The organism is Arthrobacter sp. AL12 (assembly GCF_029960645.1).
Taxonomy (GTDB): domain Bacteria; phylum Actinomycetota; class Actinomycetes; order Actinomycetales; family Micrococcaceae; genus Arthrobacter.
This window is the reverse complement of sequence record NZ_JASBQY010000009.1, coordinates 25,745-39,087: the sequence shown is the minus strand read 5'-3', so window position 1 is coordinate 39,087 and position 13,343 is coordinate 25,745. Positions and strand designations below refer to the sequence as shown.

Below are 13,343 nucleotides of genomic sequence, written 5' to 3'. Positions count from 1 at the left end.
CCGGCGCCGCTGCCGCCCCGAAGTGCGGGCGGGGGCGCCGGCAGCGCACAGATCCCGCAACGTACGCCGTATGGATGATTTTCAGTCTCCGATGTTCCCCGCGGGCCGGTCGTTTCGTAGAGTTGGATGGCTATGGCTGTCGGCCCCCTCTGCTAGTAATGGGAGCATCCGGTGGATGGTTCCCCGCCAGATTCTTCTCCAGCCTCATTTACTCGGTATTTCCTAAGGACTCGTGGGCATGCTTGTCACTCTCATACGGCGCTATTCCAAGCCGTATCTGCCGTACATCTGGGCAGTAATCTTCTTCCAGCTCACCTCCACCATCGCGGCGCTGTACCTTCCCAGCCTGAACGCCCAGATCATTGACGAGGGCGTCTCCCGCGGCGACACGGACTACATCTGGCGGACCGGCGGGGTCATGCTCGTCGTCGCCCTGATCCAGGTCGCCACCGCGATCGCCGGCGTCTATTTCGGGTCCAAGGCGGCCATGGCGTTCGGCCGCGACCTGCGCCGCGGGGTCTTCCGCCAGGTCACGAGTTTCTCCGCCAAGGACGTCAACGTCTTCGGCGCCCCCACCCTGATCACCCGCGGCACCAACGATGTCCAGCAAGTGCAGATGCTCATGCTGATGGGGCTGAACTTCATGGTGGCCACGCCCATCATGTGCATCGGCGGCATCTTCATGGCCGTCCGCGAGGACCTCAGCCTGTCCTGGCTGGTCTGGGTTTCCGTTCCGGTGCTGGTGGTGGTGGTGGGCTACCTCGTGGTCCGCCTGATGCCGCTCTTCCGGTCCATGCAGAAGAAGATCGACCGGCTCAACGGCATTCTCCGCGAGCAGATCATCGGCATCCGCGTGGTCCGGGCTTTCGTCCGCGAACCGCACGAAGCCGAGCGCTTCGGCGCCGCGAACAAGGACCTCACCGACGTTTCGCTGAAGATCGGCGCCCTGTTCGTTCTCATGTTCCCCGCGATCGGCATGATCCTGCACATCTCCACCGCGGCCGTGCTGTGGTTTGGCGGCCAGCGGGTCGATGCCGGCGAGATGCAGGTCGGCTCGCTGACGGCGTTCCTGCAGTACCTGCTGCAGATCCTGATGGCCGTCATGATGGGCACGTTTATGGCCATGATGATTCCCCGCGCCACAGTCTGCGCCGACCGCATCGGTGAGGTGCTCGACGTCGAACCCTCCATCCACGAGACCCTGACCCCGGTGGCACCGGTTGAAAAGGCCGGCCGCGTCGAATTCCGGAACGTGTCCTTCGCCTACCCCGGCGCCGAAGCGCCCGTCCTGAGCGGCATCAGCTTCACCGCCGAACCAGGGCAGACCGTGGCCATCATCGGCTCCACCGGCGCCGGCAAGACCAGCCTGCTGGCCCTGCTGCCCCGCCTGTACGACGCCGAGTCGGGGGAGGTGCTGCTCGACGGCGTCCCCGTCACCCAGCTGGACCGCTCGGAGATCACGCAGCGCGTGGCCATGGTTCCGCAGCGGCCCTACCTGTTCTCCGGAACCATCGAACACAACCTGCGCTTCGGAAAGCCGGAGGCCACCGACGAGCAGCTCTGGGATGCGCTGACTGTGGCCCAGGCGGAGGACTTTGTGCGCGAGAAGAAGAACGGACTCGGCTCACGGATCTCCCAGGGCGGCACCAACGTCTCCGGCGGCCAGCGCCAGCGTCTCTGCATCGCCCGGGCCCTGGTCACCGAGCCCAAGGTGTTCCTCTTTGACGACTCCTTCTCCGCCCTCGACGTCGCCACCGACGCCCGGCTCCGCCGCGCCCTCAAAGCGAAAACCGCCGACGCGACCGTCATTATCGTTGGGCAGCGCGTCTCCACCATCGCCGACGCCGACCAGATCCTGGTGCTCGACAACGGGCGGATCGTGGACCGCGGCACACACGACGAGCTGCTGCAGAGCTCCAGCACCTACCAGGAAATTGTCGAATCCCAGCTGACCGCGGAGGTCGTGGCATGAGCACCAACGAAAAGACCAAGCTCCCACCCTCCGGAACGGAACCATCTGCCACGGAACCGTCTGCCACCGGCCACTCCTCCACCGGCCCCGGCACCGGGCCCTCCACTACCGAGCCCGACGACGATTTCCACGAGGAGGAATACACCCCCGGCGAGGCCGACGGCGGCATGTTCGGGAACCTGCCCGCGAAGAAAGCCCAACACTTCTGGCCCTCCGCGAAGCGGCTGATGGGCCTGCTGAAGCCCGAACGGGCCGGCATCATCGCCGTGCTCGCCATGGTGACGGTCGCCGTCGTCCTCAACGTGGTGGCGCCCCGGATCCTCGGCCAGGCGATGGACGTGATCTTCGGCGGCGTCGTGGGCAAGCAGCTGCCGGCCGGCGGCACCAAGGAGGAGTTCGTCCAGGGCCTGCGCGCCCAGGGCCAGGACAATTTCGCGGACATGCTCGCCAAGATGGACGTCGTTCCCGGCGTGGGCATCGACTTCCAGCAGCTCGCCTTCCTGATCAGTGTGGTGCTGGTGATGTACTTCGTCGCCAACATCTTCCTCTGGCTGCAGGGCTACGTCCTGAACATCCTGGTCATGCGGGTGGTCCGCCAGCTGCGCGACGACACCGAGAAAAAGCTCAACCGGCTCCCGCTGAACTACTTCGACACCCGCCAGCGCGGGGACATCCTCTCCCGGGTCACGAACGACGTGGACAACATCCAGCAGGCGCTGCAGCAGGCCTTCGCGCAGCTCCTGAACTCGGCGCTGACGGTGATCGGCATCGTCATCATGATGTTCATCGTGTCCTGGCAGCTGGCCCTCATTGCCCTGGTCGCGCTGCCGCTCTCGGCCGTCGCCGCCGGCATCATCGGCTCCCGCAGCCAGAAGCTCTTCGCCGCCCAGTGGAAGAACACCGGCGAGCTCAACGGACAGATCGAGGAATCCTTCTCCGGCCACGACCTGGTCCGGGTCTTCGGCCGCGACGCCGACATGCTGGACCGCTTCGACGAACGCAACGAGGCGCTCTACAGGGCCAGTTTCGGGGCGCAGTTCGTGTCCGGCATGATCATGCCGGTCATGCAGTTCGTGTCCTACCTTAGCTACGTGGGCATCGCCGTCGTCGGCGGCCTTCGGGTGGCCTCCGGCGGGATGAGCCTGGGCGACGCCACCGCGTTCATCCAGTACTCGCGCGAGTTTACCCAGCCGCTAGGCCAGATGGCGGGCATGGCGAACATGTTGCAGTCCGGCGTCGCCTCCGCGGAGCGGGTGTTCGAATTCCTCGACGCCGAGGAACAGGACGCCGAGACCGCCACGGAGCAGCTGCCGGCCAAGACCGACGGCCACGTCGAGTTCCGGCACGTCACGTTCAGCTACACCCCGGACAAACCGCTGATCGAGGACCTGTCCTTCACCGCGGAGCCCGGGCACACGGTCGCGATCGTCGGCCCCACCGGCGCCGGCAAAACCACCCTGGTGAACCTCGTGATGCGCTTCTACGAGCTCCAGGGCGGCAGCATCACCCTGGACGGTGTCGACATCACCCACCTGAGCCGTGCGGGCCTGCGGGCCAAGGTCGGCATGGTGCTCCAGGACGCCTGGCTCTTCGGCGGGACCATCTACGAGAACATCCGCTACGGCAAGCTGGACGCCACCGAGGACCAGGTAATGGAGGCGGCGAAGGCCACCTTCGTTGACCGGTTCGTCCGCGCCCTCCCGGACGGCTACGACACCATCCTCGACGAGGAAGGCAACAACGTCAGCGCCGGCGAGAAGCAGCTAATCACCATCGCCCGGGCATTCGTGGCGAACCCTTCGCTGCTGATCCTGGACGAGGCCACCAGCTCGGTGGACACCCGCACGGAGGTGCTCGTCCAGAAAGCGATGGCCGCCCTGCGCACCGACCGCACCAGCTTCGTGATCGCCCACCGGCTCTCCACCATCCGCGACGCCGACACCATCCTCGTGATGGAGGCCGGCCGGATCGTGGAGCAGGGCGCCCACGCCCAGCTGCTGGACCTTAAGGGCGCCTACTACCGCCTGTACATGTCCCAGTTCGCCGGCGAACACGCGGAGACGGACTTTTCGGCGAACACGGCAAACGACGCGACGGCGGTGCACAGTTGAGCGCCGCCGCCCCCGCAGCCGAGTCCGAGTCCGCAGAGTCAGAGTCCCGGCGCATCGAGGTGCAGATCCCGATGCGCTGGGGCGACATGGACGCCTACGGCCACATTAACAACGTCCAGGTCGTCCGGATCCTGGAGGAGGCCCGGATCGCGGCCTTTGGGCCGCCGCGCGGTCCCGGACTGCCCGGAATCGAGCCGCCCGTACCGCTCTTCAGCGAGGTCCCGGAAGGGACCCTGGCCCTGATCGTGGAACACAAGATCCGCTACGTCCGCACGCTCGAATACCGCAACATCCCGGCTGTGGTCCAGCTGTGGATCGGCGCCGTCAAGGGCGCCAGCTTCGACATCCACTACCTCGTCCAGGACCCCGTGACGGGCGAGGACTGCGTCCGGGCCACCAGCCACCTGGCCTTCGTGGAGGAATCCACCGGGCGGGTGCTGCGGCTGACCCCGGAGCAGAAGGACAGGCTGGCTCCGTACGCGGCCGTCCACTCGGCTCCGGCCGCAACCCCGGTTCCGGGCCCCGCCCGCCCGGAACCCGCCCATCCGGGCACCGCCCACCCGGAGCCCGCCTACCCGGTCCGATAGCCTCTACCTCGGTCCACCGATCGTCCCTAGAATAAACAACCCGCGGGCACTTAGCCCCGAAGCCAAGGAGCACAGATCATGGTGAACAAACGAGCACAGATGATGGCGAAGAACCGCAGGAGGAACGCGCGGAAGAAGACCTGGAAGGAACTCTCGCCGGCAGCGAAGTTCGGCACCATCACCGCGGCCATCGTCCAGCTCTCGCTGCTGTTCGCCGCGCAGAAGGATATCTCGCACCGGCCGGCGGAGCAGATCCGCGGTAGCAAGATGTTTTGGCGGTTGGCGACCCTGGTCAACTTTGTCGGACCGGGCAGCTACTTCACGTTCGGCGTCAAGCGGACCCCGGCGGCCAAGTAGCACGCCCGTCCCGCCTCCTCACGGAGCTACCGGGCAGTAACTTTGGGCCGCCCCGTGATGCGGGCGTCCGGTCTTAAGCCTGTAAATTGAAGGCATGACCCCAGCCAAAAAGCCTGCCATGCACCGCGCCCTCGGCATCTCCAAGGAGATTGAGGACGCGGCGTGGTTTGTCTTGGGGCCCGGCCTGCTGGGCAAAGCTTCCGCCCTGGATGGCCGCACCAAAACGTGGTCGGTGCCGGCCGCCGCGGAGCTGCTCGGCCGCCTCGAACGCGGGGTGCCGGATCCCAAAGCGCCGATGATGACCAACCTGCGGCAGAACCTGGCGGACGCCTCCCGGGGCGCCAAGCAGTTGGCCGTCGAGCTGCTCTTCCTGCAGTCCCTGCCACTGGCCCATGAGGTGAAGTCCCTCAGGGTCAAGCGCGCGCGGGTGGCCGAGGCCGCTTCCTGGCTGGAGCCGCCGCTGGAACTCCCGGATGAGCTCTTCGCGGGCATCACGGACCACGGTGTCATCCGGGACCGCACCGCCGAGTTCAACTGGACCATCTGGGACCACCTCAAATGGCTCTGCCGGCTGGTGACGCACGTCGCCCAGCGCCCGGCCGGGGAAATCGCGGCCGCCGTCAAGGATCCGCTGGCCTTCCACCGGCTGGTTGCCGGCACGCCCGATGACCAGCCCGCCATCCGCCGCAGCATCGAATTCCTGGTCTGGCCCAGCTACTTCGAGCCCGTTGTGGCCGACGTCGAGCGCCAGGAGATCCGCGACGCGTTCGCCTCCCTCGTGGGCGGGGCGAGGGGCGACAACGACGAGGATATTTCCGCCGACATCCACCGCATCCGGCTGCACCTCGACGAACAGGCCGGCCAGCGGATCGACTGGTACTCCCGGCAGCTCGTGAGCCAGTGGCGCAAGGTCGGCGACCCCGGCCGGCGGGCCTGGCTGCTGCGGACCCACCACGACAACACCGACGTGCTGGGGACCTGGCAGGCCGAGGAATCGGTCACGCTCGACGTCGAGCACCTGCGCCTGCTGGACCCGGGCGTCAGCGCCGGGCTGGTCCAGCATGCCGTGGATGAGGACTACAAGCACCTTGGCTACGTGGAACGCGAGGACACCAAAACCGCCGTCTTCGCCTTCCTGACCGTGATGAAACCCGGCGACCTGGCCCTGTACCAGAGTTCCGGCACCGTCCGGGTGGGCGTGGTGCTCGGTGAGCCCGAACACCACGAGGACAACCGCCGGCTGCGCCGCAAGGTCCGCTGGTTCGACGAGACCCACAACATGACGGAGCTGCCTCGCCACGTGCAGCGGCAGCTGGCCACCTCCGGCATCGTTGTGGACGTCACTCGCGTCATCCAGGCCCTGGAGGCGTTGCTGCCCGCCGAAGCGGAAGCCCAGCCCGGCGACGGGACCGGGCCGGCCGCCGCCGTCGAGCCCGCCTGCGAGGGATTCCGCCCGCTGACGCCGGAGTTCGCCGCGTCGCTGCACATGGACCTGGAGCCGTTGCAGGAGATCGCCGAACTGCTGGAGGAGAACCGCCAGCTGGTGCTGTACGGTCCGCCCGGCACCGGTAAGACCTACCTCGCCAAGCACCTGGCCGCCCAGCTCGCCGGCGACACCACCGACGAACGCGTCAAGCTGGTCCAGTTCCACCCCTCCTACGCCTACGAGGACTTCTTCGAAGGCTTCCGGCCGGACAAGACCGAAGAAGGCCAGGTGTCGTTCAAACTGGTCGCCGGGCCGCTGCGCCGGATCGCCGAGGAAGCTGCCAAGCCCGGGAACGAGAGCAAGCCGTACTTCCTGATCATCGATGAGATGAACCGGGCGAACCTCGCGAAGGTCTTCGGTGAGCTGTACTTCCTGCTCGAATACCGCGACGACCGGATCTATCTGCAGTACAGCCCCAACGAGCCCTTCACGCTGCCGGACAACCTCTACATCATCGGCACCATGAACACCGCGGACCGGTCCATCGCGATGATGGATGCCGCCATCCGCCGGCGCTTCTCCTTCATCGAGCTGCACCCCAAGACCGAACCCGTGCAGGGATCGCTGTTGCGGTTCCTGCAGGCACGGGACCTGGACACGACGCCGGTCCTGCTGATGGACGCGCTCAACGACGCCATCGATGAATGGGACCGGGACCTGATGATCGGCCCGTCCTACTTCATGAAGCCGTCCGCGCAGACGCCGAAGGGCCTGCGCCGGATCTGGAAGTACGAGCTGATGCCGCTGCTGGAGGAGCATTACCACGGCCAGCTGAACCGTGCACAGCTGGAGGAGCGGTTCGGGCTGGAGCAGCTGCTTGGCCGCCTTGCGCGCGTCTAGCCGGCCAAGGCCGGCCGGCCGGAACTTGGCCCCGGGGTCGCAGCCGGTCCGCCGGCTCGTCCTCGACGAGCTCTCCGGCGGCGTGATCGAGCGGCTAGACCCGGCCAGCGCGGCCTTTGTCAATGGCAGCGGCCTGGCCAACGCCTCGCCGATGGGCATGGGCCTGTACCGGGTCGAGCCCGTGGGGAAGGTCGGCTCGGTGCGCACCCCGACGGTGCAGCTCGAGGTGCGGCCCAAGGACCGGCTCGGCCTGGGCCGGCTCCTGTTCCTGCTGGGCTACGCCGGGGACCAGGGTTTCCGGGAGGACTCCGTCGCCGCGGTCGAGGAGGCGGATATGTGGAGCGCGCTGGCCGAGTCCCTGGCGCAGCTCGCGGACAGGGCACTCAGCCGCGGGGTGCTGCGGGGCTACCTGACCGTCGACGAGGCGCTGCGGACGGTCAAGGGCAGGATCCGTATTTCGGACCAGATCTCGCGGCGGCCCGGCATGCTCGTGCCGCTGGAGGTTTCCTACGACGAATTCACCGAGGACATTGCGGAGAACCGCATCCTGCGGGCGGCGCTGGAGCGGATGTCCCAGGTCCCGGGCGTGCGGCCGGAGGTGCTCAGCCGGCTCCGCCAGCTCAAGGGCAAGCTCGCGGCCGTGACCCGGCTGCAGTCCGGCGCGCCTTTGCCGGTGTGGCGGGCGAGCCGGATGAACACCCGGTATCAGGGCGCGCTGCGGCTCGCCGAGGTGATCCTGCGCCACGCCTCCGCGGAGGCCGGCGACGGCACGCAGCAGTCGGCGTCGTTTGTCGTGGACATGTCCGTGGTGTTCGAGGACTTCGTCGGGAAGGCGCTCCGCGAGGCCATGGCGGCCTACCCGGGGCAGATGCGGCTGCGGTACAACGCCCTGCTCACTGAAGCCGTACGCGACTCGGACCGGATCGTGGTGCAGCCCGGCGCCGTGCACCTGCTGGGCGGGCGGCCGGTGGTGGTCTACGACGCCAAATACCAGGCCGCGGCCGACGCCGGGGCGTCACTTACGGGGGACCACTACCGGATGCTGGCGTACTGCACCTCGCTGCAGGTGCCGATGGCCTGGCTGGTGTATCCGGGCGCGGGGGAGATCAAACTGCGCCGGATCCTCAATACGGACATGGACGTGGTGGAGTTCCCGCTGGACCTGTCGAGGCCGCCGTCGGAAATCCTAGCTTCCGTCGCGGACCTCGCGCAGCAGTCATGGGGCGAAGTGGTCCGTCAGGCAACCATCAGCCGCTGACGTCCGCCGAGCCATGGCTAGCAGGCGGGCTGTTCCACGGAAACGGACAGCAGGTGGCCCAGGAGCGCCTTCTCCGGCTGGCCGGGATTGTTGGCGACGTGCCAGCGGAGCCTCTCGCGGACCTGAGCCTCGTCAGGCCTGGTGTCGGAGAGGATCGTCTCAATGATCGCGGATACCTGCCGGCGCAGGGGGTCGAGATCGGGATCGACGTGGTTGGCCTGGCCTGCCCAGCCGGCCGCGGGGGACCGCCGGTGCTCGGGCGGACGTGAGCCGGCGGATGACTTTGACGGCCGAGTTGCAGGCGACGTGGTGGACCCAAACAAGTGCGGCATCTGGCGCTCTCCCGTGGAATAGATACGAGTAAATGCGGACCCGATAGAGTCCTTGTCCCCAGAATCGGATACTACCCGAGACAGGCGAGTCTGTCTCGGAGCGTTTTCGAAGTATTTATTATTGGCGCTGAGAGTGGCGTCCGCGGGCGACGTCTGGGAGCGATTTCAGCGGGCCGGACGGGCCGGCTCAAGCGGTCTTTCCCTGCAGGAAGTCGTCCAGTTGCTGCCCCAGCGCGGAAACATCCTTGAGCTCGCACTCCCAGACGGTGAGAACTTCCCAGCCCGAGTGTTCCAGCAGACGGCGTTGCTCGGCGTCGCGGGTCCGGGTCCGGGTACGTTTGGTTTCCCAGAACTCGGCGTTGGCCTTGGGCGCGTGCTGCCCGACCCGGCAGTCATGGAAATGCCAGAAACAGCCGTTCACGAAGATCACTTTGTGGCGGCCGGCGAAGACCAGGTCCGGGTTGCCCGGGAGCCGTCCGCCGCGGGCCGTGCCGTGCAGCCGGTAGCGGTAGCCCTTGGCATGGAGCAGTTTGCGGACCAGCAGCTCCGGCTTGGTGTTCTTCCCTCGGATGCGGGACATGTTCCAGCTGCGGCGCTCGGGGGTCAGCTTGTCCGCCATGGATTAAGTCTAGGCTGCGGGTCGCGGCACGGCGGTGGCCGGGATGCACGACGGCGGCGGCTGGCTGCTCAGGCGTCGAGTTCCGCCGTCGAGCGGCTGTTAGATCTCGCGCTCGGGGTGCTCGCCAAACTGGAAATGGCGGCCGCTGACCGAGGTGGGCTGGATCTCGACGTAGAAGTCCTTCAGGGTCGGCACCCACGGTTTGAGACCCAGGGCCTCTGCCGCCGCGATGTCGGCGGACTGGTCAAGGACCCGGGCCGTACCGCGCAAGACAACCGACCAAGCCTCGTCGGAGAGGATGCCGTCGGTTTCGAACAGCACCTTGGCATTGATGGTCAGTTCAGCGAGTTTGTTGCCCGGTGCGGTGCGGAGGTAGAGCTTCCTGCCGTTCACTGCGTAGTTCACCGGAAAGATATCGGGTTCGCCGCCAACGATGACCACGAGCCTGCCGTGTTTGGTGCCCTCAATCAGCTTCCAGCTCTGATCGTCATCGAGCACGAGGATGGGGTTTTCGGCTGCATGTTCGAACATCATGGGTTCATTGTTCTGGGCGGTGTAGAAAAACGCCAGAGGCGAGGGGGGAAAGTCGGTGTGTGTCGGCCGGGAGCGGTCCCGGGCGTCTCAATTCGGAGCGCCGGCTCGGGGCGGTCCGGGGCCCTGTGGATAACCACAGGGCCCCAAATGTGATGTCAGTTACCCTTAAGGCATTGATTGGCTTCAGGCGTCTTGATTTCTATCGGGGGAGTAGCTGACCATGACATCTCGCACTTCAATTTTCGACCGCCGCAGACGCATTATCGCCGCCGCGGTTGCCCTAAGCCTGTTGCCCGTCACAGCCTGCACCGGCGGGGGAGCAACGCCCGGCGCGACGGCCGCGCCGGAGTCCTCGAGCCCGGCGGCGTCGCCGGCACAGACGGCCACCCCAACACCAACGGCCAGCTACAAACCGGCCGATGCCTCGGGCAGGGCCCAGAACGTGCCAGTCCCCGTGCTGCCGGAAGCTGCAAAGGCGGAGACGAAGGAAGGGCTGGAGGCGTTTGCGCGGTACTGGTATGCGCTGCTCAACTATGGGTACGAGACAGGTGACCTGTCGCTAGTAAAAGATATATCGAGCCAGACTTGTGCCCTCTGCGTAAAGGTGTTCCCCGGAATCGAGAAATGGAACGCCGAAGGGCGGTGGATAGTTGGGTCAACTATTACCGTGCACGCCGTCCAGTCAACGTTCGTGAGGACCGGTGCAGGGGACTTTCAGGTCGCGATTCAGTCCCAACAGGCATCTGGTTCACTAAAGAATTCGGACGGGACTGAGGCGCAGACCGTTAAGGAATCAGGCATGCTGGGCGACATCCTTGTGGCCAGACACGATAACGGGAGTTGGACCGTCAAAAACGTCGACCGGCTTGGCGGCTAAAAGTGAATTTCCGGATTACCGCGTGGTGGCGAGTCCTCGGGTTGTTGGGCGCACTGGCAGTCTTGGTCGTCACGTCGGTTGCTGCTGCGGCGGACGATTCCGATGTTTCCTGGACCAAATCTGGACTCGGCGTCTGGCGCTTCGACGCTGGAGCGGGGGTCTGGGTGGACGCCCCGGGGGAGCTCGCAGAGGACCCCAACGTGTACAAGTTCGAATACTTGTGTCTGGATGAGGCTAAGAATGATTTTGACATCGCGTGTTTGGCAGGAGCTGTCCGCTGCGATCAAGGCGACAATGGACGTCCGGTTAGATGGTTCTCATCACTGCGAGTCTTCTCGCCTCCCCTGTGGAGCCGGATCGCCCCGGACCGATGCGTATACTCCGAGAAACCGGATGACGTATTGGGTAAGATCGCCGCTCAGATTCAGACGAAGTTTCAGCAACTTCCAGTCAGCCCAGGAAATTCGGTGATGCAACCGAGTCCACACACCCTCAGAGGCGCCGAGACTAACTTCTATGTGGAAACCTCTGAGCAGCTATTCACGGTAGACATGCTCGGCCAGAGCGTCTCAATCGTCGCCAGACCCGTCCGCTACACCTGGAGTTACGGCGACGGGACCTCGCTGGGGCCGCAGACGGCGGCCGGCGGACCCCTCCCGCAGGACCGGTGGGGCGAAAAGACCGCCACCAGCCACGTCTACACCCAGACGGGCGACTTCGCGGTGGTGCTGGCCACGCATTTCCAGGGCACCTACTCGGTCAATGGCGGGCCGCCGCTGCCCATCCCGGGGCAAGGGCAGTTCAGTTCGCCGCCGCAGACCGTGAGCGTCTGGCGCTCCATCACCCGGAACTACGCTGACGACTGCCTCCGCAACCCGCAGGGCCAAGGCTGCCCCGGCGTCGTACCTCCTGGCCCCTAGCGTTGAGCTAGGGCTGCCGGCACATGCACCAACGGCGCAGGAGCTACGCCCGCAGCTCCCGGTCGAGCCGTTCCATCCGGGCGCTGACCAGCTGGCAGCGTGGATCCAGGGGCCCCAGCAGCACGGCCGCCGTGGCTGCCGCCGCAGCGTCCCAGGAGCCCATGTCGCTGGCGCACCACTGGAGCATCAACCCGGCGTCACGGCTGGCCCGGATTGAGGCGCCGACGGCGTCATTGAGTTCGTCGCGCATGAACCCGACCGCGAGGTTGGTCGAACGGTTGAGGAATTTGGCCCGGTACGCCGCGAATGCTTCGGCGACCCGGCCGTCCCGCAAATGGCCAGCCACGAGGGCGGCATCCGTGACCACCGTGACGGCGGAGGAGAACCTGTAGGGGTTCGGTTTTACGACATTGCCCAGGATGTTGCGTATCCGGTGCATCTCGGTCCGGATCGCCGCAGCAGTGCCCGCGTCGCCGTGGATCTCGTAGGCCAGTTCATCGGCGCTCCAGCCCTGGGTCCGGGAGGCGAGCAGGGCCAGGATCTCGGCACGGCGCAGTGTCAGCGGGCGAGGGGCGCCGCCGTCGAGCGCAGCGGACGGCGCGTCCCCCAGCAGCCGCAGCGTCAGCTGCGACCGGACCCCGGCCTCGGGGCGCCCCGCAGCAGCGGGCCCTGAAGCCTGCCCGTTCCGGGGGCCGGCAGGCGCGGGCGGGCTGGCGGATTTCAGCAGCTCCTCTGCCAGCCGCACACCACAGCGCACCAGACGCAGGCTGTCCGGGGTGACGGATTCGAACGGGCCGGACACGTCCAGGACGCCGATGACTTCCCCCGTCAAAGGGTCGCGGATCGGCGAGGCCGTGCAGGCCCAGTCGTGATGCGTCCGCACCAGGTGCTCGGCCGAGAAGAGCTGCGCGGGGGCACCCGTCACCAGGGCCTCGCTGATGGCGTTGGTGCCAACCCCAGACTCGGACCAGTCGGCCCCCTCCACGAACTCCAGGGAGTCCGCGAGTTTCAACGCCTGTTTGCTGCCGACGCGCCACAGCACTTCGCCCTCATGATCGGTCACGATCAGCAGGTGGCGCCCGGTCGCGGTCTCATCGGCCAGCAACTGGGTCAGGGCAGGCATCACTGCCGCCAGCCGGTGGCCGGCACTGAGCGAACGCGCCTCTGACACTTCATGCCGGTGGATCGGACGGTGCTGGTCCGGATTGATGCCCAGCGCGAGGGAACGCTGCCAGGACTTGACGAGAGACGGCGACAAATGAGGGTTCGGAGTGCCGGAAACCGTTGCTTCGTGCGCCTTCCGCAGGGCACGGGCGTATTCCGCCGGCGCAGAAGACCTCAGGTCCGAGAGTTGCGTGATGGAGCGACTCCCGTGCCGCATGCTCATTGTTCCAACTCGCCCTCGAATCGTCGCGCCCGGCCAGCTGCCACCCTCCTGGCCGGCAGAGGC

General features: G+C 66.5%; 11 protein-coding genes and 1 pseudogene. 8 read left to right on the top strand and 4 right to left on the bottom strand.

Going from position 1 to position 13,343, the window contains the following annotated elements:
- Positions 1–238: 238 nt before the first annotated feature.
- The 6 genes and pseudogenes from QK291_RS11430 (at position 239) to QK291_RS11405 (ending at position 8,611) form a co-directional block, all read left to right on the top strand.
- Positions 239–1,972, top strand: a complete 1,734-nt coding sequence (locus QK291_RS11430; RefSeq protein ID WP_282381857.1) for an ABC transporter ATP-binding protein — start codon at positions 239–241, stop codon at positions 1,970–1,972.
- 167 nt (positions 1,973–2,139) lie between these two features.
- Positions 2,140–4,083 (top strand): ABC transporter ATP-binding protein, encoded by a 1,944-nt coding sequence (locus QK291_RS11425; protein ID WP_282382100.1) that lies wholly within the window; start codon positions 2,140–2,142, stop codon positions 4,081–4,083.
- A gap of 71 nt (positions 4,084–4,154) precedes the next feature.
- A pseudogene (locus QK291_RS11420) lies at positions 4,155–4,562 on the top strand (thioesterase family protein); the annotation flags it as partial.
- 186 nt (positions 4,563–4,748) lie between these two features.
- On the top strand, positions 4,749–5,027 hold the full coding sequence (locus QK291_RS11415) for a hypothetical protein (protein WP_282381855.1): 279 nt from the start codon (positions 4,749–4,751) through the stop codon (positions 5,025–5,027).
- A gap of 94 nt (positions 5,028–5,121) precedes the next feature.
- Positions 5,122–7,353 (top strand): AAA family ATPase, encoded by a 2,232-nt coding sequence (locus tag QK291_RS11410; protein WP_282381853.1) that lies wholly within the window; start codon positions 5,122–5,124, stop codon positions 7,351–7,353.
- A 25-nt stretch (positions 7,354–7,378) separates the two neighbouring features.
- Entirely contained in the window at positions 7,379–8,611 is a 1,233-nt protein-coding gene (locus QK291_RS11405; protein WP_282381851.1) for a restriction endonuclease, read from the top strand.
- 17 nt (positions 8,612–8,628) lie between these two features.
- Here the strand turns inward: QK291_RS11405 and QK291_RS11400 are convergent, their stop codons facing one another.
- The 3 genes from QK291_RS11400 to QK291_RS11390 form a co-directional block, all read right to left on the bottom strand.
- Entirely contained in the window at positions 8,629–8,943 is a 315-nt protein-coding gene (locus tag QK291_RS11400) for a hypothetical protein (RefSeq protein ID WP_282381849.1), read from the bottom strand.
- A 187-nt stretch (positions 8,944–9,130) separates the two neighbouring features.
- Positions 9,131–9,562, bottom strand: coding sequence for a very short patch repair endonuclease (locus tag QK291_RS11395; protein ID WP_282381846.1), 432 nt, complete (start codon positions 9,560–9,562; stop codon positions 9,131–9,133).
- A gap of 99 nt (positions 9,563–9,661) precedes the next feature.
- On the bottom strand, positions 9,662–10,096 hold the full coding sequence (locus QK291_RS11390) for a pyridoxamine 5'-phosphate oxidase family protein (RefSeq protein WP_282381844.1): 435 nt from the start codon (positions 10,094–10,096) through the stop codon (positions 9,662–9,664).
- A gap of 220 nt (positions 10,097–10,316) precedes the next feature.
- Here QK291_RS11390 and QK291_RS11385 point away from each other — a divergent pair, with 220 nt between their 5' ends.
- On the top strand, positions 10,317–10,973 hold the full coding sequence (locus QK291_RS11385; RefSeq protein ID WP_282381842.1) for a DUF6318 family protein: 657 nt from the start codon (positions 10,317–10,319) through the stop codon (positions 10,971–10,973).
- 518 nt (positions 10,974–11,491) lie between these two features.
- A complete protein-coding gene (locus QK291_RS11380; protein ID WP_282381840.1) occupies positions 11,492–11,893 on the top strand; it encodes a hypothetical protein in 402 nt (133 codons plus the stop codon).
- Between the two features lie 43 nt (positions 11,894–11,936).
- Here QK291_RS11380 and QK291_RS11375 read toward each other — a convergent pair whose 3' ends face one another.
- Positions 11,937–13,274, bottom strand: a complete 1,338-nt coding sequence (locus QK291_RS11375; protein ID WP_282381837.1) for a GAF domain-containing protein — start codon at positions 13,272–13,274, stop codon at positions 11,937–11,939.
- Positions 13,275–13,343 lie beyond the last annotated feature (69 nt).

Coding starts and splice junctions, on each gene's coding strand:
- QK291_RS11430 (WP_282381857.1), top strand. CDS start 239: ATGCTTGTCACTCTCATACGGCGCTATTCCAAGCCGTATCTGCCGTAC.
- QK291_RS11425 (WP_282382100.1), top strand. CDS start 2,140: ATGTTCGGGAACCTGCCCGCGAAGAAAGCCCAACACTTCTGGCCCTCC.
- QK291_RS11415 (WP_282381855.1), top strand. CDS start 4,749: ATGGTGAACAAACGAGCACAGATGATGGCGAAGAACCGCAGGAGGAAC.
- QK291_RS11410 (WP_282381853.1), top strand. CDS start 5,122: ATGACCCCAGCCAAAAAGCCTGCCATGCACCGCGCCCTCGGCATCTCC.
- QK291_RS11400 (WP_282381849.1), bottom strand. CDS start 8,943: ATGCCGCACTTGTTTGGGTCCACCACGTCGCCTGCAACTCGGCCGTCA.
- QK291_RS11395 (WP_282381846.1), bottom strand. CDS start 9,562: ATGGCGGACAAGCTGACCCCCGAGCGCCGCAGCTGGAACATGTCCCGC.
- QK291_RS11390 (WP_282381844.1), bottom strand. CDS start 10,096: ATGATGTTCGAACATGCAGCCGAAAACCCCATCCTCGTGCTCGATGAC.
- QK291_RS11385 (WP_282381842.1), top strand. CDS start 10,317: ATGACATCTCGCACTTCAATTTTCGACCGCCGCAGACGCATTATCGCC.
- QK291_RS11375 (WP_282381837.1), bottom strand. CDS start 13,274: ATGCGGCACGGGAGTCGCTCCATCACGCAACTCTCGGACCTGAGGTCT.